The organism is Bacillus sp. UNC41MFS5 (genome assembly GCF_000686805.1).
Genome location: NZ_KK366021.1, coordinates 51,775 through 74,317, shown reverse-complemented (window position 1 = coordinate 74,317; position 22,543 = coordinate 51,775). Strand labels below are relative to the sequence as shown.

The window sequence follows — 22,543 nt, the reverse complement described above, 5'->3', positions numbered from 1 at the left end:
TAAATGATTTATCATTTTTTTAAAAAAGGCATTTTGGAGGAGAGGGGAATTATTTTGGAGATTAAATTACTAGATGCATCTGATGCAGAACGCTATTGGGCACTCAGATTGGAAGCCCTTAAGCAGAATCCGGAAGCTTTCTTAACAAGCTATGAAGATGCGATAAAAAGAGAAAACCCGATTCAACAAGTGGCCCGCAATTTCAGCGCAGAAGGGAATTATACTTTCGGAGCATTTGATAACAATAAACTGGTTGGAGTGGTCACGTTATTACATGAGACTGCGGAGAAAATCCGGCACCGTGCCAATATTTTTGCCATGTATGTTACGCCTAAGAAACAAGGTTTAGGTGTGGGAAAAGCATTAATGACGGAGGCCATTAATAAAGCCCAATCGATTCATGCGATTGAAAAAATAAATCTATCTGTGATGGCCAGCAATGAAAAAGCGAAACAACTTTATAGTAAATTAGGTTTTCAAGTGTATGGAATGGAGGAAAACGCTCTAAAAGTTAATGATGTCTCTTATAGTGACCTACATATGGTGTTACATTTGAAATTAAAGAAGGAAGAATTAATTTTCAAAGGTAAACATGTCTACATTCGACCATTTTCTGAAGAAGATGTAGTGCAACTCCTCCAATTACAAACAGACAATCGTCGTTTTTTTGAAAAATTTTCGATGGAACGCAGTGAGGATTTCTATACAATTGAGACGCAGCTTAAGCGAATCCAGACGTATCAAGAAGAGTGCAGCAATGATTTGAGTTATATGTTTGGAATTTTTACAAATGAAGGCAGATTAATTGGGATCATTAATTTATTTCACGTACTAAGAGGCTCACTTCAAAGTGCGTTCATCGGTTATTTTTTAGATGAAAAGCATAATGGGAAAGGCTATACGACAGAGGCGGTTAAATTGCTGGTGGGATATGCATTTAAGGAATTGAAATTACACAGGATAGAGGCCGGCGTCATGCCGCACAATATTGGTTCCATTCGTGTATTGGAGAAATCCGGTTTTCAAAAAGAAGGATTAGCTTTGAAAAATGTGAAGATAAACGGAAAATGGGAAGACCATCAAGTATTGGCGTTGATTAATTCGAATGATTAGGTGCTTAATAAGGAGAGGTCCCGGTCGGAGGACCTCTTTTTGGGTTTATGATATAATAATGTCATGAAGGTAAATTGTTTTAATATCTGGATATTATGATAGGGGGCAGAGGTAGAATGGATAACAATCAAATGATGCCAACCGAAATTTCGATAAAAAATAAAAAACATATGGTAAAAGGAAATGTAATAAGGACTGCCGTATTTGCACGGAGTAAGGTAATCGAACTTAGTACGGTAGATCAAGAAAGATATTATCTTATTTTTTATAAAAATTCCCTTATTTTTGGTGGAAAGCTCGACCAAGTCGAGAAGGGAACATTTATCTATAAAGCAAATCATGAAGGTATTATTATTGAATTTCCGCATCCAATCTTACGTGCATTAATCCCCGAAGAAACCGTAACTATTCCCAATAAAAGCAACCTTTTTTCTCAACTTCAACTCCATTACTCACCACAGGAAATGGTCTATATTCTAACCACACTTGACTCTTTTTTTGAAAAAGAACAACTGATCAAGACTATTGACAAGGTCTTCTTCCACTTTAGAAGAAACGGTAAATTTCTAAAATCCTTTCAAATCCTTCAGATGTTAGCTGATTTCGCACCGACCTTAAAATCAGCACAAGAACGTTTGGCCGCCCAAGAATTTAATTCATACCACCATTTTTACCATTCCTCAAGTTTACCTGCAATCCTATCCAAGGACCCTCTATATGTAGAATTACATTGCTTCAAAAATCGAACCAATCCGGAAGAACGAAAATGTTTAGAAGAAATAGTGAGGAATCAAGACGGTTTAGTTGAGTTATTGCTATGGTTAGATAATACAGAGAAACTTAAAGAGACTAAATCAATCGAAAAGTATACGAGCAGCGCGTTACGCTTTGTGACGATGGAAGAATGGATGCTGATTTTGGCTCTACTGAATATCAACCCGTTTCAAGTGCTGCCTGATTCAAAATCTGTCATCAAAAAAATGCTCCAAGCAGGTAATTATGAGAAAGCTGCCCTATGCTTATTAAGATTTATCGATGACCTGCCAGCCTCCTACAATGCCAATCTCCTAATAATTTGGGACCATTCTGACCCGACATTTGTCATAGAACATTTTGATGAATTTATTAAATTGTTGCAGCACTTGCCACATTCAGAAAAAACTAGGCGCTTTGAAAAAAAGGTGTTTCAATGTGCTGAACTCCTCCTTAAAGAGCATGACCTTAAAACAGTTTATGAACAACTCATCCCTATACAAATGATAATCCCGGACCTAGAAGTGATTAAAAAGATAAGTGAAATGGTTGGATTATTAGAGAATCCCGATCGGATGATGGAATTGGGTGATTATTATGCGGAGTTTAACCAATTTGACCAAGCAATAGATTGTTTCTTTTGGGAAATGGAACTAGATCCGCAAAATCCTGATCCTGTACGGAAAATCAGTAAAATGTATCAATCTAAAGGTATGGTACAAGAAGCGGTCGCCTATCAAAAGGTGCTCGCTCAATTAAAAAGTAATCAAGAAACTGGCTGAAGTCCTATCTTCAGCAAAAATAGGTACACAAGAAAAGGTCATCAGACGAGATATCTGATGGCCTTCCGTGTTTGTTATACTTATTCATCAATAAACTAAATTCTGTTCTTCACATTGGCTCTAATTAATTCAATGATATCTTCGGGTAAATTAGCCGGCAATGACGCACCGTTCTTAAAGACCCAGGCATTCACTACTTCGAGGTCTCCTCTTTTAAAAGTAATACTATAATCTTGCTCCTGGTAGGTAAAATCAGTGGTCACTTCTTCTTGATCATATGCATCTTCATCAACAATCATATTAAAAATTTCATAAGGTTGTTTCACAGAAAAGCTCCTTTGTATATTCTTTATGTAGATAGGGTTAACTTTAAAAATTTGTTTATTCAAAAGCAGCCACAAAAACTACTATATTTCACTTTAAAATATTAATTAAGAATATGATAAAATGAGAATGGAGTGAATGGAGGTTGGCAGCAATTGATTACTTTCTATAAAATCCTTGTTTTTATACATATTTTTTCAGCCATCCTAGGGATGGGTCCAGGATTCATATTAACTACCGTGGTCAAATCGGGAAAAAACATGACCGAATTAAGACATTCCTATAAGATTAGACATAGACTGCATATTTTTGTCATGATTGGCGGCACGCTTTTATTAATTACAGGGTTAAGTATGGGGTTCCTTAACCCAAGCTTATTCAAGATGGGGTGGTATGTAACAAGTCTGATTCTCTTTTTGGCAGCCCTTGCCATTGGTCCGCTTGTCCTATCACCAAGGTCAAAACCCGTAAAGGCACTTTTAGAATCTCATAAAGGCGAAGAAATCCCAGCGGAATATTGGCGATTATCAAAAATACTCTTTCAATTTGAAAACCTAGAAAATATCATCTTTTTAATCATCATCAGCTTGATGATCTTAAAACCGTTCTAATTGAGTATTGGGTGTCAGGCACCATGTGAAGTTTTCACATGGTGCCTGACACCTTTTTTCTATTTTATCTTAAAGCATGGCAGGAATTATTGTAATCATTGGAGAATAGATATTGGGTGATTTTTCCTGTTATCTCTAGGCAGAAAGATGCGTATATTTCTCGAGTAATGATTACTTATGGATGGGCGATGATGAAATGTTTACAAATAAAACGCCGGCTATTCCCAATGAACCAAACAGTATTTCTTCACTGGAATCGATGAACATTGGCGGTGTAGATCAATGGGTGCTTCTTCGTGGTCACGATCACCGCAAACCTATTATTCTTTGGATCCATGGAGGGCCAGGAGGAGCACAAATTGGTTTTATCCGCCAATACTGTTCTGACCTAGAAAAAGACTTCCTTATTGTCAACTATGACCAGCGTGGGTCAGGTCTCTCTTTTTCTAAGAATATACCAAAAGACTCCATGACCATTACTCATATGGTGGAGGATTTATTGGAAGTAGTGGACACATTGTGTTCCCGCTTCAACCAAGAAAAGGTCTATTTGCTCGGTCATTCCTGGGGGACGATACTTTCCTATTTAGCCATCACGCGCAAGCCAGAACGATTCCATGGGTATTTTGCAGTTTCACAGGTCGTTAATCTGAAGGAAAACGAGAGAATCTCTTATGAATATACCCTTCAAAAGGCAAAGGAAAGCGGAAATGAAAAGGCCTTTGCACAGCTTGAAAAGTTAGGGGCACCCCCATGGAAAAACTTGAACGCCGATCGAATCCACAATAAATGGTTACAAGAATTTGGCGGGGGGATTGTTCACACCGGGAATTTTGTCGGAACCATGCTCCAATCCATCCTCAAAGGTCCTGAATATCGACTGCTGGACTTGATAAGATGGGTTAGAGGGCAAATGTATTCCATGAATGTTTTTAAGGATGAGTTAGCTAATCTAGATTTGTTTCAAGCCAACAATCACATCCAGGTTCCGATTGTATTCTGTTGCGGCCGGCATGATTTCACCGCACCAAGTGAAATTGCCGAGGTATTCTACAACCAACTTCAGGCCCCCTCGAAAAAGTGGATGTGGTTTGAACAGTCTGCCCATACCGTATTCATAGAGGAAAAGGAAGCATTTATCAAATTAGTGAAAGAGACAGTAAATGAATGGAACACGATTAAAGTGTAACGAACAAGAAAGGTATGGCGGACAATCTACCATACCTTTCTTCGAGTACAATCATACATCTGAAAATAAATAGGATAGGACGGCCGGAATTCTTTTTCTAAAGAATATATAAGCATGTTCCGCGTCCTCGACAAGCTGAAAGTGTAGGTTGGTTATTTTTCCGGTCAATACCTCATAGACACGATTAGTAAGATCAAGAAAAACCTGATTCATTTCTTCATCCGCACCCACTTCTTTTGTGCCAAAATCCATATAAAACTTCTCGATTTTAGATAAATCGGAGGTTTTTAAAAGGTTTTCGATTTCCTCTTGATTTCGATAAAATCCAGGTGACAAAGCAGCGATTCTTTTGAAAATATGCGGATAACGGCAGGCCGCATATGTGGAGATTAATCCACCTAATGATATTCCAGCCATCGAGGTATGATTTTCAATGGTACGGTACTTCTCATCAATTAACGGTTTCAGCTCGTTCACAATAAAATCTATATATTCTTCACCGCGTCCGCCAGATGGACTGGCGTAGCCTAAGATTTGTTTGCTTACCTCTCCATGACCCCATGGACAGTATTCATTGACTCGTTCTTCTCCCTCGGGATTTCGATCAATCGCAACGACAATCATCTCAAGCCCACTCTTATCCAAGTAATCTTTCATTCCTAAAGATACTCCTTTAATGGCCCCTTCATCTTCAAATACATTTTGCCCGTCATGCATATACAAGACTGGAAATCTCTTATTTTTCACTCTGTAACTATTAGGCAGGTATACACGAATCACTCGTTCTTGCTTGAAAGAAGTCATATAAACAGGGAATTTTTCTAACACGATTGTCCACCTACATTCTAAAAAATCTTTTCCTTAAATTTACCATAAACAGTGTTTAGATAGTAAAGGATTTACCTAAACTAATAGGGAAGTAAATAAAGAGAGATTAGGTATTAAAGGAGATTGGTTGGCTTGGTAGATTATCAAATTAGTACATATGAGGATGCACTTGAGGTCATTAAGGAAGTAGGTTTATTACCACTTTCGCCACTTATTCCTAACTATCCTTCGCTTGATAGTATTACATCAAAAGAACATTGGTATTCGGGCTCCGATTTGGACCCTTGGTTATGGAGGGCGCAGTTCCCTGTTGATGGTGTGGCAGCCTATGGAAAGTTTATTAAGAAAAAATCAGTGTTAATCTCACGGCAACTCCTCCCATTAGTTCATGCAGTCTTAGGGTCCAGGGAGTCAGTTGCGGAACGTTATCATGATGGTCTTGTATCAAGAGAAGCCTTCGAAATATTTACTCTGATAAGCGAGGAAGAAGGCATCGATACGAGAGTGTTAAGGGCTAAAGCAGGAATGAAGGACAAAGAAAAGAAAAAGCCGTTTGATCACGCACTGTTGGAGTTACAAGGATCAATGGATATTGTCGTCGCTGGGACCAAGGAAAAAACAAACGTATCCGGTGAGAAGAATGGCTGGAGCAGTACCTCTTTTGAAACACTTGACTATTGGTCAAAAAATAATCAAGTGGATCTAAAGGATATGGAAATGGGCGAAGCGAAAGATGCACTTAAGAATCATTTTATAAAGATAGGTAGTCCCGAGTCTTTGAAAGTTTTAGGTAAGATATTTAAGTTTTAGGTTAAGGTGAAATCATTGGTTTACACCATATGACAAACTTCGCTATTGATTCTTCGAGTTGAATCGAGTACTATGGAGAATACGATAATTGAAAGGGTGACCATAAGGCCAATGATTCACTAAACCTATTAATAGAAAAAAATTCGGATAATCAAACGAACATATTTCTGGATAGGGTTAGTGCGGGCTTTTATAGACAAAGGGGAGTAAAAGGTACTTGGTGTACTGTGCCCTTTTGCTGCATAAGTACCTCCTGTCCAGATAATTGGATGAGGAGGTTTTTTTATGGAAGAAACAAAATCAAGCATTACCATGGGGGACTTATTTAGAAATCGAGTCATACGTACCATTTTGCTCTCAACGTTATTCTTACAAATCGGTATTTGGGTACGAAACTACTCCATTTTATTATTTGTAATTGAACAGACAAATGAAGATCCCGTTGCAGTCTCACTGATTTCAGTTGCAGAATTCGCACCAATCTTTCTTTTTTCCTTTATTGGAGGCACTTTTGCAGATAGGTGGCGGCCGAGACGGACGATGATTTGGTGTGATTTCCTCAGTGCGGTGTCTATTTTTATTGTTTTGTTAACACTGGTATTTGGGGGCTGGAAGGTTATTTTCTTCGCAACACTCGTGTCATCAATCCTTTCACAGTTTTCACAGCCTTCTGGAATGAAACTTTTCAAGCTTCATGTAAAGGAAGAACTAATTCAAATGGGTATGTCGATGTACCAAACGGTGTTTGCTCTATTTATGATTTTAGGTCCGATTATTGGAACTTTTGTGTATCAGCATTACGGGATAAATGCAGCGATTGCGATTATGGGGATTGCTTTCATGCTTTCAGCGGCGATTCTATTTATGCTTCCTCCTGACCGGGAAATTGAGGAAGGCCCTGTGAAAACGACACTTATGGACGAAATGAAGGCAGGATTCCGTTATGTTTGGAACAGCCGTGCGCTAACCTTGCTTGGCGGATGTTTTGCGGCAGCAGGTTTAGGGCTAGGACTAACGCAGCCACTTTCTGTTTTCCTTATTACAGAAAGACTTGGATTACCAAAAGAGGACCTGCAATGGTTGATGGCAGCTTTTGGAGCGGGGATGATTTTAGGTGGGGGCCTCACGATGGGGTTAGCCAAAAAGACTCCTCCTCAAATCTTGCTTGCTATTGGAATGAGCGCCTCGGCACTAGGATTTTTTGTGATGGGGCTATCAGAACAATTGTGGCTGACATTGACTGCGCAATTCATTAGCGGTTTGTTTATGCCTTGTATTCACATTGGAATTAATACAATGATATTGAAAAACACAGAAGAGGCTTTTATCGGTCGAGTCAATGGCATATTAAACCCTATGTTTATGGGGACAATGGTTATTACCATGACAGCGAGCGGTTGGCTGAAGAAAACGACTTCTTTGGTAACCATGTACGAATTATCGGCCCTGCTTTTTATCGTGGGGGTAATTATCCTCATTCCACTCTTCAAGAATTCCGTTAATCTTTTGAACAAGAGTAAGGAAGTATAATTTAGTAAAGCTGCCCTGTTTTGAGGGCAGCTTTTTACGCGTATGTGTCGAATGCTAATGGGAGTGTAATGATGACTTGTGTTCCTTCATTTTGAATGCTGTTGATAAAGATCTTCCCTCCATAGGAGTCGATAATCCGTTTGCAGACGGTTAATCCTAATCCAGATCCATCCTTCTTGAGTGTGAAGAATGGGTTAAATGCTTGGTTGATTTGATCTTGATCCATTCCCACTCCGTTATCCGTGACGGTAATTAAACATTGTTCTGCCTGTTTCTCAAGAGTGATAGAAAGTTTTCCTCCAAAAGGCATGGCTTGCAAAGAGTTTTTTGTTAAATTAAGAATGACTTGCTTTAACTGATCTTTAACACAAGAAACGGGCAGATTTTCCTTAGAGTAATTAATCATTAACTCCACATTCATAAAATTAGCTTCGGAATGAATGAGTGGCTCGACTTCAGTCAGAATGGTATTGACATTATCAGTTTTAAGCGTATGAGCAGTGGGTTTCCCTAGTACGAGCAATTCACTAACAATGACATTGATCCGATCGATTTCCATTTGAATCACTTCGAAATAGGATTGGGCCTTCTGATCCTGATATTCCTCGCTTAAAAGTTTTATTAATCCTTTTATACCGGTTAATGGATTCCGTATTTCATGAGCTGTACTTGCAGCAAGCTTCCCGATTAATTCTAGTTTATGATGTTCCGTTTGAGCATTTTCCCTTTCCACTTTCTTTTTTAAAAGTAAATATTGGGCCCATAAAAAGACGATATTGGAAATGGTTAGAAAAATTATTAAATATTTAACAAACGGTTTCCAAAAAGCTAGTCCATTTTCCGATTGGACAAAGACTGAAATTTTCCAAGGTACATTGGCTATTTTCATACTGGATTTTACCGAGTTCTTTTCAGGAAGGGAACCTGCTTTAAATAAAACCTTGTTTGAATTATCGGTGATAATGACCATTTCATCATTAACCAGTTTTTTAATGGTTGCTTCAATTTTATCTGTACGTAAACTGGCAACAAGCACACCCTGAACTTTTCCATGCTCTGCAATAGGAGTAGCAATTGTGATGATTTGCCTGCCAGTAACTCGGCCAATATGTACGTCCGAAAAACTTGTTTTCTCTGTCTGTATGGCACGCTGAAAATAAGGTTGATCGCTTACATTCACATTTGTAGAATTTGTATTCGTACTAATTAATAAGTCACCATGGCTATTTGTCCAAAAGAAACCAGATAGACGAGGATCTTTCCCTGTAGTTTCCCGGAGTACAGCTTCCAAATTAGTTAGGTTGGTGTTCTGAAACTTAAGTGAAGTTGCTAGCATCTCTAGTCTGCCAACCGTTTCGTTAAATAAATTTTCAATGTTCATCGTATGGAAGGTGGCATATCGGGCGGCTTTATTTTTATTTTGTGCTTCCAAAATTTTTACTTGGTGTTGTGCTAAAACCGAACTAACAGCCATTGCGGGGATCAAAGTGAGAAGAAGATAAAGTAGAAATTTATTCTTCAGGATGGACGTTAGAACGCGAATGAAAACCAAGTGGAATCTACTCCTCATAATGTTGTATAGCAATATTCTACTATTTTTTTAAGCAATGGAATATACATTTTGTTGTTTATTATTGGTAATTTTACTTCCTTATTATTTTGTAACAAATTCTATATAAAATTATTGGAAAAAAGTTTTGTGTATATTCATAAAAGCACTTTATAAAAAGTTACAAAAAATAAAATAAAGTTTAGTCCACCGAAAAAATAAATAATAAAATTTTCCCAACGCCTTTGCGAACCTAGCGTTGGGATTTTTAATAGAATGGGTTATTTTTCGCTAGTGCCTTCACGGGTGCCTGACACCATGTCCCACACTTTTTCCCAATTATCCTAATAGACTTATCGTGTTATGATTATTTTGAAAATTGTATACAAAGAGAAATTAGGAGGCGGTTGGAAATGAAAAAGAGAACATCACTTGTATTAGCATTGGGATTAACAGTGGGGTCTGTACTGCCGATTACGGCTGCGGCAAAAACTGTTCCGTATAATGTTACGGTTCAGAAAGATGCAGCGCAGTTTGGTCAGGATGCAAAGGTTCATTGGAAACAAGGACAAAAGGTACCATCCTTTGTTCATGGAAAGTTATCTACCAAAGCTTATAAAGATAAAGATGCCATTAAGCAATTTTTAAAGGAAAATAAAGAGCTTTATCAATTAGATACAGCTAAAGATTTAACATTACTAGATGTCCAGACGGACGAACTTGGCAGCAAGCACTATAATTTTGTTCAATCGGTTCAGGGGATTCCAGTTGATGGAGCAAAGTTTAAGGTCCACACGGATAAAAATGGAATCGTTACGGCAGTAAATGGAGATGTGTTTCCAGAAGCATCCTCCTATTTCCAAGGGGCACTGAAAGCGCAGCTATCGAAGGATGCAGCCCTTGAGAAGTCTTGGAAATCTATTAAAGTAACAAAAGCGGAAACCCTAACCAATGCCGAGGCTGGTCCTACGGGTAAAAAGGTAGAAGATACGGTTGAAAAGACAGAATTAGTGGTTTATAAGAATGGCGATCAATTTAATCTGGCTTACAAAACAAATCTACAATTTATTCAGCCATACCCTGCCAACTGGGTAGTCTATGTGGATGCCGTCAACGGGAATATCTTAAAGTCCTATAATGCTGTGGCAGATGGCACAGGCGTTGGTGTCCTCGGGGATACAAAAACAATAAACACCTACTACTCAAGCGGAACTTACTATTTATATGATACTACCAAGCCAATGACAGGTGTCATCGAAACAAGAACGGCATCAAATCAATCACGTTTACCTGGTAATTATTCAGTGGATGCTGATAATAATTTCAACGCTACAGGCCAGCGAGCCGATGTAGATGCACACTACTATGCTGGGGTCGTCTATGATTATTATAAAAATACGTTTAATAGAAATAGCTTTGATAATAATGGTGCGACGCTTCGCTCGACGGTCCACTATGGCAGAAATTATAACAATGCGTTTTGGAATGGATCGCAAATGGTTTATGGAGATGGTGACGGAACAACCTTCCGTTCCTTGTCAGGTGGGCTAGATGTTGTTGCCCATGAATTAACACATGCAGTTACTGAAAGAACGGCAGGGCTTCAATATCAATACCAATCAGGTGCTTTAAATGAGTCGATTTCTGATACATTTGGAGTGTTCCTTGACAAAGGTGATTATTTAATGGGCGAAGATGTGTATACACCTAATAAAGCTGGCGATGCTCTTCGTAGTCTATCAAACCCTGAACTTTATGGACAGCCATCGACTATGAGCGGCTATGTAAATACAACCTCTGATAATGGTGGAGTTCACACAAACAGCGGTATTCCAAACAAAGCAGCTTATTTAACGATTTCTAGTTTAGGGACAGCCGTTGCTGAAAAAATCTACTATCGTGCACTAACAGTTTATCTGACTCCAACAAGTAATTTTAGTGGTGCCCGTGCTGCACTCCTTGCTGCAGCAGCTGACCTTTATGGATCAGGCAGCACACAATACAATGCCGTTAAATCTGCTTGGACACAAGTAGGAGTAAACTAAGAAATTAAAAAGGTCAGCCATCATAAAATCAGATGGCTGACCTTTTTATAGGCAAAAAAAATAGATTGGTGTCAGGCACCAATCCAAAATGGGAAGTTTAAGAAATGAGCTCTTCGAACCATTTCCTAATTAAGTTATCTTTATAATAGTTGAAACATGTGTAGAACTTAGGGAGAACTTGTGTGGAAGTTGTGAAGAAATCAGTTTAGGGCAAAAAAAATAGATTGGTGTTAGCACCAATCAAAATAATGGGAAGTTTTAAGAAATGAGCTCTTTGAACCATTTCCGTATTAACTTGAGTTAATCATATGAAAAACTTGTGTAGAATTTAGGTGGAACTTGTGTGGAAGTTGTGAAGATTATAAATGTCTCAATGTAACTAAGATGGCTTGCGACCATTTAAAACAACTTCTGCCATAAAAGGGGAATACTTCTTCAATAGCTTAGTTGATTCGTCACTCAGGACGCCGCTTTTATAAAATATCAGGTATTTAAAAAAAATGCTCTGTTTATCTGCGTTATCGGAATACATAAAATTAGAACTAAAACATATTCTTAAATGTGAGAAAAGAGGGATGGAAATGAGTGGGTATCTGATCAGAAATGGAGTAAAAGAAGACGAGGATTTTTTATGGGAGATGCTGTATCAGGCAATTTTTATTTCCGAAGGACAGCCACGTCCGTCAAGGGATATATTAAATGAGCCAAATATCGCCCAATCACTGAAAGACTGGGGAAGAAAAGGGGATCTCTCCTTAATTGCAACAACTCCGGAACATAAGTCGATAGGCGCTGCCTGGTTCAGGCTATTCAATGATACAAATAAAACATATGGTTATATTGACGAAAATACGCCATTATTAGGAATGGCTCTCCACCCTGATTACAGGGGAAGGGGAATAGGTAAAGCACTCCTAGGGGAATTGCTAAAAATCGCAAAAGAGGCTGGCTTTTGCAGTGTTTCTTTAAGTGTGGATCCCAACAATCCGGCGCTTCATTTATATGATAAATTTGGCTTTAAAAAGGTAGGCGTGGAAGGGACATCTTGGAATATGGTCTTATCACTTTAATTGTATTGCTGCTTCCCCCAATTCACAGCATGATTTGGCTGGAACCTCGCCTTTTTTTATTTTTAAGGGTGTTGCTTTTCCGTTTGATACAATATAATAAAAGAGAGATGTTCACAAAATTGTCAAAATCAAATTTTCATTAACTTACATAAATATTAAATTCTCAGGGGGAAGACATATGATGAGGGCAGCTATTGCTGGTGTAGTGGGTTTTGTGCTTATTTTTATCGAATCGATGATTGTCATGAAGCTAAAAGGCCTTGAAACCATTGAGTTTGGTGGCATAGCCCCATTTATTAATGTCTGGGCTATGAACTTCTTTTTCGTCTTTGCTATCCTTACACAGGTAACTAATTGGTACTTGAACAAGGAAAGCTTGGAAGAGGATAATAGCTTTTAAGAATTTCATATGAAAAAAAAGCTACACAATCTAGAACGATGTCCAAGATTGTGTAGCTTTTTGTTTGGTTTAAACGTTGTGTTTTACGGTTTTATTCCCTTTAAATGCAGTTTTACGAATGAATGGAATTACCCAACGGTCAAGACCGATGCGGCCGGCATTATAACCAGCGAATAAGATAATTGCTCCGATGAAAAGGTCAGTTGGAATATGAGATACAGTTCCTGCTAAGAAGAAAGAGAAGTTCATCACAAGACCAAAGAACATTGCAGCTGTTGTTAAGCATCCAAGAATAAGTCCAAGTCCAACTAAAAATTCGCCAAGTGGAACGATTGTGTTAAAAATATCAACGTTTGGTAATGCGAAATGTTGTAAGAAATCAACATACCAGCCATAAACGACGCTGCCGTCAGGTCCTTTAACGGGATTTGCAATTGCTCCTTTTAAGAATCCAGAAGCATCGAAACCACCTGCTAATTTGTGGTATCCAGCTGTTAACCAAGAATAACCGATATATAGGCGAAGGACTGCTAAAATTCCTGCGGCAACTTTGTTTTCTCTTAACCAATTTACTACCATGTGAAACACTCCTTGTTTAATAATTTTTTTATTTGTTTTCTATATTGTTACTATAACAAACTTATTTCGAAATCAGGGTAAATTGTTCACTATTTCACATATTTGTAAAAAAGGTTTGAACAAATTTTGAACAAACAATCATTTTTTCATGAGGGAAAAATCTGAGAAAATCATTATTAATATATAAAAAATGCTTGGAGAAGCTCCAAGCATTTTTCGTAGATAGGATAACGCTTATCCTAAATATTTTTCTAAAGGTTTCCAATAATTTTCTCCCCATCCAGCCGCAAGATGTACTTCTTCCGCTTCAGGAAAACCGATGTGATCGAAAACCAAGAGGGTTTTAGAGTCTTGTTCTTTAAGCTCAAACTTCGCGATAGAGTAAACCCCTTCAGGCCAGTTTGCTACTCGCCAAGCTTGAACGATACGTACTCCTGGAACTAGTTCAATGTTTCTTCCAAGAATCATACCGCCAAAGCAGGAGAAAGCCCCACCAGCATCAGGGCTAATTTCAACCGGAGCCCCACCAGTAATTTCACTAAATTGCTTTGAATCTGTGAGTGCTTCGTAAATCCGTCCTGGGCTTGCATTGAAAACTACTTCCTGATGAATTGTTTTAGACATTTATTTCTCTCCTCAAAATAATGTATTTATAAAAATTAATGCATAGCTACAACGGACCAAGGGTCTACGCCTGGATCGCGGCCTTCGGCAAAATCTTTGATGCGTGGCATGTAATGGGACCAGCCTTGTTGATGAGAAGGGATTTCTTCCACCGGCAAGTCATAATGAGTTAATACTAGGTTCGTACCATTTTCTTTCGGAGTCAGTTTGAATTCAACTTTACTTGAGCCAGGCGGCACGAGCTTGGATTTTTCCCAGCCCCAAGACATAACAATTTTTTCATAAGGTACAATTTCAACATATTCGCCCATGGCAATATCGCTGCCATTCACATCAATTCGATATTTTCCGCCTATTTTAGGCTCGAGAAGGATCTGTCTCCCCATCCAGCGAACCATTTTGTCGGCATCCGTAAAGAATGAAAATAATGTTTCTGGACGCGCTTCAATGAAAATTTCTTTGGTGATTACGTCATTATTGGTCTGATTCATTATTGATTCTCCTTTCTTCCTCTTCTGCAGCTTCTTTCAAACGAAGTAAACTATCATCCCAAAAACGGTCAATATATTGCTTTAATTCTGAAAATCCGTCCCTTCTAATACCGTAGTACCGTTTTGTTCCGTCTCTCCGAACCACAACAAGGCCAGATTGTTCGAGAACTTTGAGATGCTGAGAGATTGCTGGAGCTGAGATGTCAAAATGTGAGGCAATTGCGCTGGAGGTTAGCTCTCCATCGCGAACAAGATATAAAATATCTCGACGTCTAGGCTCTGCCAAAGCATGAAGGACTTTTTCAATCATGTTGTTATTTTAGCGCACACTTAATTAAGTGTCAACTTAAATAAGTGGTATCCATGTTAGTATTTTTTGGCACAGGAGATGAATATATGTCTAAAAGAAGGAAATGAAATTTTTTCCAAAAAGGGTCTTGATAAAACTAATAGCATTAGTTAATATAAAACTAACGACATTAGTTAAAGGGGATATGCCAGATGAGGATGATTAAAAATGGTTATTTATATCAAGTCACATTCATGGCAAGTGTTTTTCCGGTCAACTGCTATTTGGTGGAGGAAGAGGATGGGTTAACGTTAATTGATGCAGCACTAGGTTTTTGCACGAAGGGAATTATGAAGGCCGCGGAATCGATTGGAAAGCCCATTACAAAAATAGTGCTGACACATGCTCATGAAGACCATGTCGGAGCTCTGGATTCCTTAAAAGACTTGATGCCAGAAGTGCTGGTGTATATTTCGATTCGCGACAACAGACTAATGAATGGTGATCGGTCGCTTGATCCTCATGAGGCACAAACACCGATTAAAGGCGGAGTCCCGAAAAAATTAAAAACGAGAGCCAATATATTATTGAAGGAAGGCGACATGATTGGTTCGTTAACCGCAATCGAAACACCAGGTCATACACCGGGCTCGATGTCATTTTTAGATTTGCGTACAAAGGCGTTGATTGCTGGGGATGCCATGCAGACACGAGGTGGAATGGCGGTGGCAGGGGACATAGTCCCGTGGTTTCCATTCCCAGCCTTTGGTACTTGGAGTAAAGAAACAGCTATGACTAGTGCACGGAAGTTAGTGGGGTACCAACCAGAGTTACTTGCGGTCGGCCATGGGGAGATGGTGATGAATCCTGTGAAAAAAATGGAACAGGCAATCAAACATCTTGAACAAAAAATTGGATAGGGAGTCATGACTATGTCACCAAGACCAAAAATCGGTCTCGAATTATCATTTATTATTGAAGCGGCAGCAGAACTTGCCGACCAACAGGGTATCCAAGAAGTTACCTTAGCAAACCTAGCGAAAAAACTAGGAATCCGCTCGCCTTCTTTATATAACCATTTCGACGGTCTACCAGGATTACGAAAGAGATTGGCGATCTATGGACTCAATATGCTTTATGAAGCGATGGCAGATGCAGAAATTGGGGTGTCAGGCACCGAAGCTGTCCTGGCAGTAAGTCAGGCTTATATAGATTTTGCAAGAAGGCACCCAGGAATTTACGAGGCAACCTTACTTGCACCGAATCCGGAAGATATGGATGTGCAGCAAGCAGGAGCAAAGATCGTTGACCTTTCAGTCCGCATTTTGCAGGCGTATCATTTAGAAGGGGAACGTGCCCTGCATGCCGTCAGGGGCTTGCGCAGTATTTTGCATGGATTTTCAGCCTTAGAGCAAAAAGGCGGTTTCAAGATGTCTTTGGATTTGAATGAAAGTCTAATGATTATTATCAAGGCATTTCTTGCGGGGATGGTGGAGGGGAATTAATGTGGATGTGAAGGTTCACAGTGCCCGTAGCTGTAGAGAAAAACCTGTCATGGGCACCTTGGAAGGTTCACAGTGCCCGTAGCTGTAGAGAAATATCTGTCATGGGCACTCTGAAAGGTTCATAGTGCCCGTAGCTGTAGAGAAATATCTGTTATGGGCACTCTGAAAGGTTCACAGTGCCCGTAGGTGTAGAAAAATATCTGCGATGGGCACTCTGAGAGGTTCACAGTGCCCGTAGGTGTAGAAAAATATCTGCGATGGGCACTCTGAAAGGTTGACAGTGCCCGTAGCTGTAGAGAAATATCTGTTATGTGCACTCTGAAAGGTTCACAATGCCCGTAGCTGTAGAAAAATATCTGTCACGGGCACTCTAGAAGGTTCACAGTGCCCGTAGCTGTAGAGAAAAACCTGTCATGGGCACTCTGGAAGGTTCACAGTGCCCGTAGCTATAGAAAAATATCTGCCATGGGAACTCTGAAAGGTTGACAGTGCCTGTAGCCTTTGAGAAAAACTTTTCATGGGCACCCTGGAAGACTTCTTCCCTTGAGTATTCACATGAAGGTACATTTTGGAGATAGAGTCTTATGTCTTGCTTTGGTATAATGGGATAAAGTTTAGTATTAAGGGATGATCATGTAGATGAGATCAGAAAAATTAGGATTGGTATTAGATGTTGAGACAACCGGTTTAGGACCAACTAAAGATGAAGTAATTGAACTTGCCTTAAAGTTATTTTCTTATCGAGCTGACACTGGCGAGGTAATCGATATTATCGAAGAAGATTCCTTTTTACGTGAGCCGCTCTCTCGTACAGCAAGGAATAATTATGACTCAGCCTATCGAGTTCATGGAATCCCATATGAGCTGGTTCAAGGGAAAAGCTTTTATGATGTAAAAATAAAAACCTACTTCCATCGTGCCGATTCAGTGTTTGCTCATAATGCTTCCTTCGACCGAAGCTTTCTTTATCATATGTATCCTGAAGTCAACGATCTGAAATGGTATTGTACGATGAGAAATATCCCTTGGAAAAATTACGGCTTTCCAAATGGAAAATTACTGACCCTATTACAAGCACACAACATTACAGACTACCAAACACATAGAGCACTAGATGATATTACATACTTGTTGGAGTTACTAAAGAAAACAAGTCCAAATGGAAACTATTATCTTCAAGAAGTGCTAGAAAAGTCCCCGATGAGAAAATACCAGCCAGCCGTTTCACGATCAAAAATGGGTTAAAAAACTAATCAAGCGCTTGATTAGTTTTTTTGTTATATTGTCAATAATGGTAAGAAATGTTCTTAAGGGAAGATGGGTGTCTAATGTTTATTATTGGTGCAACACAAAAGGTTTTAAAAGAATTACAGATTACAGTAACTGAAGATGTGAAGGTTTCTAAAAGCCTAAATGAATGGCATTTAAATCTATTTAAAATAGGACGCTATCAATGTTTAATTCTAATTAATGATTTTACGCTTTATAGTGTAGTGATTCCGGGCGTCAAAAAGAAGGATCTAGCCAATATTGGGGCAGTGTTTTCCCAGCATTTAGCCGAGAATCTCTTAGCTGAAGGGATCGAGCCTGTTTTAATTGAAAAATTTTTGGAGCAAGGAAATGAGATTGTTTTTACAAAAACACATAACCGGAGTGTTGTTGGTGTCATCGTTGAAATAGTCAAATTCATTCAATTTCAATATCCAACGGGAAAGGACATTCTTGCAGCAGACCCTGTAGAAATAAATAAAATAAATAATGGTTTCATTTATTCACCAACCGAATATGCTTACCCTAATAAAATGATAAAAGAGGAAATCACAGCGGTCTATTCGCAACCTATTTAAGTTACGTTGTTGAAAAATAGAAAATCGAAGAAAAGCTTTGTTATTTCTAGAAGGGTATCATGGCAGCTTAATCTACCTTCATAAATAACAAAAGCCCGGTCGCAGATGGACCGGGATTTTGTGCATGCATCATATATGTAAATAATTTATTTTCTGCCCTCAGTAAAAATCTGGAAGGTTATACCGAATTTATCAATTACACTGCCGTATGCTGGGCTGAAAAATGTTTCTTGAAGTGGCATGGTTACTTGACCGCCTTGTTGCAGGGCTTCAAAGAATTTATGGGCTTGGTCTGCGTCGTTTGTTGAAATACAGATGGTCACTTGATTTCCGCTTTGATGTGGTTGGCCAGGGAAAGTATCGGAAAACATTAGTTCTGTTTCGCCCACTTTAATCGTCGCATGACTTACTCGATCTTTTGCTTCAGCCGGTAGTGGAAAATCAGGATTCTCTGGCATTTCTCCGAAAGATTGTGTAAAGAGAACTTGTGCATCTAAAGCGTTTTCATAAAATTGAATGGCTTCCTTCGCATTTCCATCCATCACAAAATAGGGAATCAAACGTAATGTCATAATTAACCTCTCCTCAGTTAAATAAAGTATTTTTTCGAGATTCTTGATCGGATATAAGCCGTTGTGGACATTTTGATTTAAGCGTCCCACTTCTTATTATTACCGATATTTCTATTATAAAACTAGGAACGAATGTTCGCAACTGTTATTTGAGCAAAAGTTAACCCGTAGGATAAATTTTCCCACGGGATCGATATTAGTTTATTTCAATAATGGCAGGTACCTATCACTTATAATATTAAAATGATGGAGGGCATGGCCTGCGATAATGTAGGCGATGGCACGGGCAGTAACTTCTGTGTTATTGGCAAAGCCAATGTTTGCCCAGGCCTCTTCCGGCATATTTTGTATCAAAGTTAGGGTAGCTTTTCTAGTGGCAATAAAGTCTTCGAGAATATTTTTTATGGGTAATTTATGAATTTGCGAGCCCTGAACATAATCATTCTCATTAAAACCAGCTAATGCAGTCTGGTCTCCACGTCCAACGCGAAGAAGCCGATAACTCATTATTCTTTCCGTATCTGCCATGTGGCAAAGTACTTCTTTGATGCTCCATTTATTTTCAGCATAACGAAAGTGGCCAGCCTCCTCCGATAGTGACTCAAAAAGCTCGATTGTTTTTACCAAATGCTCTTTCAAAAATAATAATAGATCGCCATCAGGAACTAGATTTACATACGGTTCATAATATTCTGGGTACTCACTTACTAGTGGGCGTTGTAACATTTCAATTTCTCCCTCCTAATTCTTATAACGAAATTGAATTTTCGGAAATTATCATTATTAATTTTACCATAAATCGTAAATAGTGAGTTAAATCTAAATATGTGTACGGACAGTTCGTTAGTAGATTCATATGATAAATAGATAAGAAATATCGTAATAAGGGGGAGAAATGATGAATCTTTTCTTGGTAGGAATCATCTATTGGCTATTAATTGGAGCATCCGTGCTGCTTTTTGTTTGGGGGCTTTGGAAGAAATCTTGGAAAGGGTTTTTATGGAGTGGAATTGCCCTTGCATTACCAACGATTTCTCTATATGTTGGCGGTGCGGAGGGGTGGTTTAGACTAGCTGGACTGCTGCCGCTTCTTTTGTTCGTACTTGCTTTTTATACAAAAAAATAGCATTTATATGAAATTCCAATTTAAAGAAAAAAATATTTTTATAAAATCATAAATAGTTTTTTCCAATTTTGTGCATTCTAAAAAGAAAAAGGAATGGCACATAGATGAGAAAAAATAAAATGATTTTACTCGTGATCATGATCCTGCCTTGGTTGTCGATGCCGTTCATGGGGAAACGAACAATCAAGCGTTTATTTCCAGGGGCTATATTTATGCTCATCTGGGTAGCTGTTGAAAGTATTCTCGCCAAAAAAAGAGTGTGGTGGCGGATTTATGAAAGGATTAATACTAAAGTAATAGGCGAATTGCCATTCATGCTGGGTCCATTTTTTGTCGGTTCTTTATGGATTTTAAAATGGACTTTTGGTAATTTTACTCGATACCTTTTTTTAAATTTAATTTTTGATACTCTTTTTGCTTATCCAGGGATGTTTATTTTAAAAAGGCTAGGAATTGCCTCGCTTGTTAGACTAAGACCTTACCAAATGGTTCTTTTATTTATGAGTAAATCAGTGATTATGTACGCGCTTCAGAGCTCTGCGGATAAATTGCGTAAAAAACCTAAATCACTATTTCAAAAATTATTTTCATAGGAAATACCATATGTGTAAAACAGTCCGTAAAATGCTGTTTTCATGTGGTGTTTCTTTTTTTCGTTAATTTTCGAGAAAAGTTAGTGGATGTCCATCATATATATCACAAAAGACCACTAAAAAATAAAGCGGCCATTGAACATGACCATTAACTCGGAGGGATGCGAACGGTGACCAATGAGAGTACCTACATTCAAGCGATTAGAAAAAAGCTTCAAGAATTAAAGCCTATCACGAAATTGGATTTTGAGTCGGAAAAGAACAATATAGACCATCAACAGGAAGTGAATAAATTAATCCATTTGACCATTCAAGCCGTTGATGCTATGGATTTAATCTATCAATCAGCTCTAAAAATGAACCTTAAAGAATGGGGGGAGCAAATGGAAGTAATCATTAATGACTACCTCAAAATCCTAGATTCCAATGGAATTGAGGAAATTAAGTCATTAGGTGAATTTATGAATAGCGGCACCATGACTAGTATTGGCACGATTCCGGAAAGTTTTCAGGCTGAATTCCAAAAGTTTCAAGTATTTGGGGTTCACGAACGCGGTTTCCGTCATAAAGACACAGGGAAATTAATCCGTGATGCAAAAGTCATTACCATTTATTAATAATTTAAAGGGGAGCGTTAAAATGACTTCAATTGTGTTCATTTCTAGAATGGTCAAAAAAGACAAGTTTATTTATTTGGTGTAGAGGCGATTAAATGGAGATACAATCATATAACCTAGCTATTCAATACTTACAAGCGGAGCGATATGAAGAGGCTGCTCTTATTCTTGAAAAGATGATAAAGGACTATCCTTTATGTCCCGAAGTTAACTGGGCACTTGGGTTACTTCATGTTCTTTCTGGGTTTCCTTATCTTGCCCTGACACAATGGAAAAACGTACAAACTGCCAAGCACTTAAGCAGTAAGCAAATGATAGAGGAAAAAATTCCTCTTTATGATGAGCTATATTCCAACTACAATCAGGCCTTGCATATGATTGAGGCTGCAGAGTACCACCTGGCGAAAAATATTTTTCATAATTTGCTAACTTTTCAAGCGGAACTTCCTTTACCGGTGGACTTTTACCATGGCTATTTATTGACCCTGATTGTTACTGGAGAAGATAAAAGTGTGCCTCAAGAAATAAATTATTTGCCGCTTTATGTGAAAAACAGTTCCGTTATTCGCGAATTGAAACTATTGTTAGAAAATCATCAGCCACAAGAACCTAATGGTGTGGAGGAAATATCGTTCAAAAATAACTGGTCCAAGCGTATTATCATAGGTTCAGGTTTGGTTGCTTCTTTATTGATGGGAGGGGTAGGTTTCCGGGTTTTCAGTCAACAAAATGAAGCGAAGCCTGTGATTCAGCAACAAGGAAGTACACCAAAAACAGAGATTTTTAAGAAGGAGACAGTTCGTTCAAAGGGACAGAGCGAAGGCCAGGTTAAACAACCAGATACTATCGACACCAATAGCAGGCTAGAATCTTCTACGAAAGCCGGTTTTAGCACTTATAGAGAAGGCTTAACAGCATTTAGAAAAAAGGATTACAGGGCGGCAGCGGCACAAATGGAAAAGAGTCTATCACTAGAGCCAAAAGAATATTTTTCAGATGATGCCATGTTCTTTCTAATAGAATCAAAGCAAAGATTGAATGAAAAGGAGAACATTCACTTCCTATACGATCACTTTTTTTCTCAAACCAGCCATCACTATGTTTATTCACCATATTTTGATGAGCTGCTGCTTGGTAAAGCAAAAATATTGATTGAGGATGGAAATACCAAAGATGCTTTGCCGTTGTTGGAAAAAATTTTGACCGATTATAGACAAGAGTGGACCTCAGTAGAAGCGATGTTACTGATGAATCAAATCAAAGCGGAAGATAAATCTTAAGGAACCGAAAAATATT

26 protein-coding genes are annotated in these 22,543 nt (G+C 38.5%); 17 read left to right on the top strand and 9 right to left on the bottom strand.

Annotated elements, in window-relative coordinates:
- Window positions 1-3: 3 nt before the first annotated feature.
- Window positions 4-1,113: a GNAT family N-acetyltransferase gene (locus BR30_RS38620; RefSeq protein WP_081825656.1), complete on the top strand. Its 1,110-nt coding sequence runs from the start codon at window positions 4-6 to the stop codon at window positions 1,111-1,113.
- Between the two features lie 116 nt (window positions 1,114-1,229).
- On the top strand, window positions 1,230-2,648 hold the full coding sequence (locus BR30_RS0131145) for a tetratricopeptide repeat protein (RefSeq protein ID WP_026568460.1): 1,419 nt from the start codon (window positions 1,230-1,232) through the stop codon (window positions 2,646-2,648).
- 95 nt (window positions 2,649-2,743) lie between these two features.
- On the opposite strand, the gene BR30_RS0131140 is transcribed toward BR30_RS0131145, so the two are convergent.
- A complete protein-coding gene (locus BR30_RS0131140) occupies window positions 2,744-2,974 on the bottom strand; it encodes a hypothetical protein (RefSeq protein ID WP_231507875.1) in 231 nt (76 codons plus the stop codon).
- Between the two features lie 153 nt (window positions 2,975-3,127).
- Between BR30_RS0131140 and BR30_RS0131135 the strand changes: the two genes are divergently transcribed.
- On the top strand, window positions 3,128-3,583 hold the full coding sequence (locus tag BR30_RS0131135) for a DUF2269 family protein (protein ID WP_081825655.1): 456 nt from the start codon (window positions 3,128-3,130) through the stop codon (window positions 3,581-3,583).
- A gap of 196 nt (window positions 3,584-3,779) precedes the next feature.
- The gene (locus BR30_RS0131130; protein WP_026568457.1) at window positions 3,780-4,772 is read left to right on the top strand and encodes an alpha/beta fold hydrolase; all 993 of its coding nucleotides are present in this window, start codon (window positions 3,780-3,782) and stop codon (window positions 4,770-4,772) included.
- Between the two features lie 51 nt (window positions 4,773-4,823).
- Here the strand turns inward: BR30_RS0131130 and BR30_RS0131125 are convergent, their stop codons facing one another.
- Complete coding sequence (locus tag BR30_RS0131125; protein ID WP_026568456.1) at window positions 4,824-5,600, bottom strand: alpha/beta hydrolase; 777 nt, start codon at window positions 5,598-5,600, stop codon at window positions 4,824-4,826.
- A 132-nt stretch (window positions 5,601-5,732) separates the two neighbouring features.
- Here BR30_RS0131125 and BR30_RS0131120 point away from each other — a divergent pair, with 132 nt between their 5' ends.
- Together BR30_RS0131120 and BR30_RS0131115 are read left to right on the top strand one after the other, a co-directional pair.
- Window positions 5,733-6,410, top strand: coding sequence for an AlkZ-related protein (locus BR30_RS0131120; RefSeq protein WP_026568455.1), 678 nt, complete (start codon window positions 5,733-5,735; stop codon window positions 6,408-6,410).
- A 285-nt stretch (window positions 6,411-6,695) separates the two neighbouring features.
- Window positions 6,696-7,940 (top strand): MFS transporter, encoded by a 1,245-nt coding sequence (locus BR30_RS0131115; RefSeq protein ID WP_026568454.1) that lies wholly within the window; start codon window positions 6,696-6,698, stop codon window positions 7,938-7,940.
- 34 nt (window positions 7,941-7,974) lie between these two features.
- Here the strand turns inward: BR30_RS0131115 and BR30_RS0131110 are convergent, their stop codons facing one another.
- Window positions 7,975-9,492, bottom strand: a complete 1,518-nt coding sequence (locus BR30_RS0131110; RefSeq protein ID WP_026568453.1) for an ATP-binding protein — start codon at window positions 9,490-9,492, stop codon at window positions 7,975-7,977.
- A gap of 410 nt (window positions 9,493-9,902) precedes the next feature.
- Here BR30_RS0131110 and BR30_RS0131105 point away from each other — a divergent pair, with 410 nt between their 5' ends.
- The 3 genes from BR30_RS0131105 to BR30_RS0131095 all read left to right on the top strand — a co-directional run bounded on the left by BR30_RS0131105 (window position 9,903) and on the right by BR30_RS0131095 (window position 13,004).
- Window positions 9,903-11,534: a M4 family metallopeptidase gene (locus BR30_RS0131105; protein ID WP_026568452.1), complete on the top strand. Its 1,632-nt coding sequence runs from the start codon at window positions 9,903-9,905 to the stop codon at window positions 11,532-11,534.
- Window positions 11,535-12,115: 581 nt separating this feature from the next.
- Window positions 12,116-12,604, top strand: coding sequence for a GNAT family N-acetyltransferase (locus tag BR30_RS0131100; protein WP_026568451.1), 489 nt, complete (start codon window positions 12,116-12,118; stop codon window positions 12,602-12,604).
- Window positions 12,605-12,782: 178 nt separating this feature from the next.
- Window positions 12,783-13,004, top strand: a complete 222-nt coding sequence (locus BR30_RS0131095) for a hypothetical protein (protein ID WP_026568450.1) — start codon at window positions 12,783-12,785, stop codon at window positions 13,002-13,004.
- A 69-nt stretch (window positions 13,005-13,073) separates the two neighbouring features.
- Here BR30_RS0131095 and BR30_RS0131090 read toward each other — a convergent pair whose 3' ends face one another.
- From BR30_RS0131090 to BR30_RS0131075, 4 genes are all read right to left on the bottom strand, one after another.
- Window positions 13,074-13,583 (bottom strand): DoxX family protein, encoded by a 510-nt coding sequence (locus BR30_RS0131090; protein WP_026568449.1) that lies wholly within the window; start codon window positions 13,581-13,583, stop codon window positions 13,074-13,076.
- A gap of 234 nt (window positions 13,584-13,817) precedes the next feature.
- Window positions 13,818-14,207, bottom strand: coding sequence for an SRPBCC family protein (locus tag BR30_RS0131085; RefSeq protein ID WP_026568448.1), 390 nt, complete (start codon window positions 14,205-14,207; stop codon window positions 13,818-13,820).
- A 35-nt stretch (window positions 14,208-14,242) separates the two neighbouring features.
- Entirely contained in the window at window positions 14,243-14,698 is a 456-nt protein-coding gene (locus BR30_RS0131080) for an SRPBCC family protein (protein ID WP_026568447.1), read from the bottom strand.
- A complete protein-coding gene (locus tag BR30_RS0131075; RefSeq protein WP_035446444.1) occupies window positions 14,682-15,008 on the bottom strand; it encodes an ArsR/SmtB family transcription factor in 327 nt (108 codons plus the stop codon). The genes BR30_RS0131080 and BR30_RS0131075 overlap by 17 nt, the downstream gene beginning before the upstream one ends.
- Window positions 15,009-15,199: 191 nt before the next feature.
- On the opposite strand from BR30_RS0131075, the gene BR30_RS0131065 reads away from it, so the two are divergent.
- From BR30_RS0131065 to BR30_RS34980, 4 genes are all read left to right on the top strand, one after another.
- The gene (locus BR30_RS0131065; RefSeq protein ID WP_026568445.1) at window positions 15,200-15,907 is read left to right on the top strand and encodes an MBL fold metallo-hydrolase; all 708 of its coding nucleotides are present in this window, start codon (window positions 15,200-15,202) and stop codon (window positions 15,905-15,907) included.
- 12 nt (window positions 15,908-15,919) lie between these two features.
- Complete coding sequence (locus BR30_RS0131060) at window positions 15,920-16,492, top strand: TetR/AcrR family transcriptional regulator (RefSeq protein ID WP_026568444.1); 573 nt, start codon at window positions 15,920-15,922, stop codon at window positions 16,490-16,492.
- A 639-nt stretch (window positions 16,493-17,131) separates the two neighbouring features.
- Complete coding sequence (locus BR30_RS0131055) at window positions 17,132-17,737, top strand: exonuclease domain-containing protein (protein ID WP_026568443.1); 606 nt, start codon at window positions 17,132-17,134, stop codon at window positions 17,735-17,737.
- An 83-nt stretch (window positions 17,738-17,820) separates the two neighbouring features.
- Window positions 17,821-18,339, top strand: a complete 519-nt coding sequence (locus BR30_RS34980; protein ID WP_051633865.1) for a DUF6933 domain-containing protein — start codon at window positions 17,821-17,823, stop codon at window positions 18,337-18,339.
- A gap of 146 nt (window positions 18,340-18,485) precedes the next feature.
- Here BR30_RS34980 and BR30_RS0131045 read toward each other — a convergent pair whose 3' ends face one another.
- Both BR30_RS0131045 and BR30_RS0131040 read right to left on the bottom strand, forming a co-directional pair.
- Entirely contained in the window at window positions 18,486-18,911 is a 426-nt protein-coding gene (locus BR30_RS0131045; RefSeq protein ID WP_026568442.1) for a VOC family protein, read from the bottom strand.
- A gap of 201 nt (window positions 18,912-19,112) precedes the next feature.
- Window positions 19,113-19,637 (bottom strand): DinB family protein, encoded by a 525-nt coding sequence (locus tag BR30_RS0131040; protein ID WP_026568441.1) that lies wholly within the window; start codon window positions 19,635-19,637, stop codon window positions 19,113-19,115.
- 172 nt (window positions 19,638-19,809) lie between these two features.
- On the opposite strand from BR30_RS0131040, the gene BR30_RS0131035 reads away from it, so the two are divergent.
- The 4 genes from BR30_RS0131035 to BR30_RS0131020 all read left to right on the top strand — a co-directional run bounded on the left by BR30_RS0131035 (window position 19,810) and on the right by BR30_RS0131020 (window position 22,527).
- Window positions 19,810-20,037, top strand: coding sequence for a hypothetical protein (locus tag BR30_RS0131035; RefSeq protein ID WP_026568440.1), 228 nt, complete (start codon window positions 19,810-19,812; stop codon window positions 20,035-20,037).
- Between the two features lie 167 nt (window positions 20,038-20,204).
- A complete protein-coding gene (locus BR30_RS0131030) occupies window positions 20,205-20,630 on the top strand; it encodes a hypothetical protein (RefSeq protein WP_155928990.1) in 426 nt (141 codons plus the stop codon).
- Between the two features lie 170 nt (window positions 20,631-20,800).
- Window positions 20,801-21,247 carry a nucleotide exchange factor GrpE gene (gene grpE / locus BR30_RS0131025; RefSeq protein WP_026568438.1) on the top strand — a complete coding sequence of 149 codons (447 nt, stop codon included), beginning with the start codon at window positions 20,801-20,803 and terminating at the stop codon, window positions 21,245-21,247.
- 95 nt (window positions 21,248-21,342) lie between these two features.
- On the top strand, window positions 21,343-22,527 hold the full coding sequence (locus tag BR30_RS0131020) for a tetratricopeptide repeat protein (RefSeq protein WP_026568437.1): 1,185 nt from the start codon (window positions 21,343-21,345) through the stop codon (window positions 22,525-22,527).
- Window positions 22,528-22,543 lie beyond the last annotated feature (16 nt).

What these genes read in the sequence shown, in the direction of transcription:
- BR30_RS0131145 (WP_026568460.1), top strand. Translation starts at nt 1,230, where the DNA reads ATGGATAACAATCAAATGATGCCAACCGAAATTTCGATAAAAAATAAA.
- BR30_RS34980 (WP_051633865.1), top strand. Translation starts at nt 17,821, where the DNA reads ATGTTTATTATTGGTGCAACACAAAAGGTTTTAAAAGAATTACAGATT.
- BR30_RS0131105 (WP_026568452.1), top strand. Translation starts at nt 9,903, where the DNA reads ATGAAAAAGAGAACATCACTTGTATTAGCATTGGGATTAACAGTGGGG.
- BR30_RS0131130 (WP_026568457.1), top strand. Translation starts at nt 3,780, where the DNA reads ATGTTTACAAATAAAACGCCGGCTATTCCCAATGAACCAAACAGTATT.
- BR30_RS0131090 (WP_026568449.1), bottom strand. Translation starts at nt 13,583, where the DNA reads ATGGTAGTAAATTGGTTAAGAGAAAACAAAGTTGCCGCAGGAATTTTA.
- BR30_RS0131085 (WP_026568448.1), bottom strand. Translation starts at nt 14,207, where the DNA reads ATGTCTAAAACAATTCATCAGGAAGTAGTTTTCAATGCAAGCCCAGGA.
- BR30_RS0131065 (WP_026568445.1), top strand. Translation starts at nt 15,200, where the DNA reads ATGAGGATGATTAAAAATGGTTATTTATATCAAGTCACATTCATGGCA.
- BR30_RS0131020 (WP_026568437.1), top strand. Translation starts at nt 21,343, where the DNA reads ATGGAGATACAATCATATAACCTAGCTATTCAATACTTACAAGCGGAG.
- BR30_RS0131060 (WP_026568444.1), top strand. Translation starts at nt 15,920, where the DNA reads ATGTCACCAAGACCAAAAATCGGTCTCGAATTATCATTTATTATTGAA.
- BR30_RS0131040 (WP_026568441.1), bottom strand. Translation starts at nt 19,637, where the DNA reads ATGTTACAACGCCCACTAGTAAGTGAGTACCCAGAATATTATGAACCG.
- BR30_RS0131075 (WP_035446444.1), bottom strand. Translation starts at nt 15,008, where the DNA reads ATGATTGAAAAAGTCCTTCATGCTTTGGCAGAGCCTAGACGTCGAGAT.
- BR30_RS0131030 (WP_155928990.1), top strand. Translation starts at nt 20,205, where the DNA reads ATGGGGAAACGAACAATCAAGCGTTTATTTCCAGGGGCTATATTTATG.
- BR30_RS0131095 (WP_026568450.1), top strand. Translation starts at nt 12,783, where the DNA reads ATGATGAGGGCAGCTATTGCTGGTGTAGTGGGTTTTGTGCTTATTTTT.
- BR30_RS0131055 (WP_026568443.1), top strand. Translation starts at nt 17,132, where the DNA reads ATGAGATCAGAAAAATTAGGATTGGTATTAGATGTTGAGACAACCGGT.
- BR30_RS0131035 (WP_026568440.1), top strand. Translation starts at nt 19,810, where the DNA reads ATGAATCTTTTCTTGGTAGGAATCATCTATTGGCTATTAATTGGAGCA.
- BR30_RS0131100 (WP_026568451.1), top strand. Translation starts at nt 12,116, where the DNA reads ATGAGTGGGTATCTGATCAGAAATGGAGTAAAAGAAGACGAGGATTTT.
- BR30_RS0131045 (WP_026568442.1), bottom strand. Translation starts at nt 18,911, where the DNA reads ATGACATTACGTTTGATTCCCTATTTTGTGATGGATGGAAATGCGAAG.
- BR30_RS38620 (WP_081825656.1), top strand. Translation starts at nt 4, where the DNA reads ATGATTTATCATTTTTTTAAAAAAGGCATTTTGGAGGAGAGGGGAATT.
- BR30_RS0131115 (WP_026568454.1), top strand. Translation starts at nt 6,696, where the DNA reads ATGGAAGAAACAAAATCAAGCATTACCATGGGGGACTTATTTAGAAAT.
- BR30_RS0131080 (WP_026568447.1), bottom strand. Translation starts at nt 14,698, where the DNA reads ATGAATCAGACCAATAATGACGTAATCACCAAAGAAATTTTCATTGAA.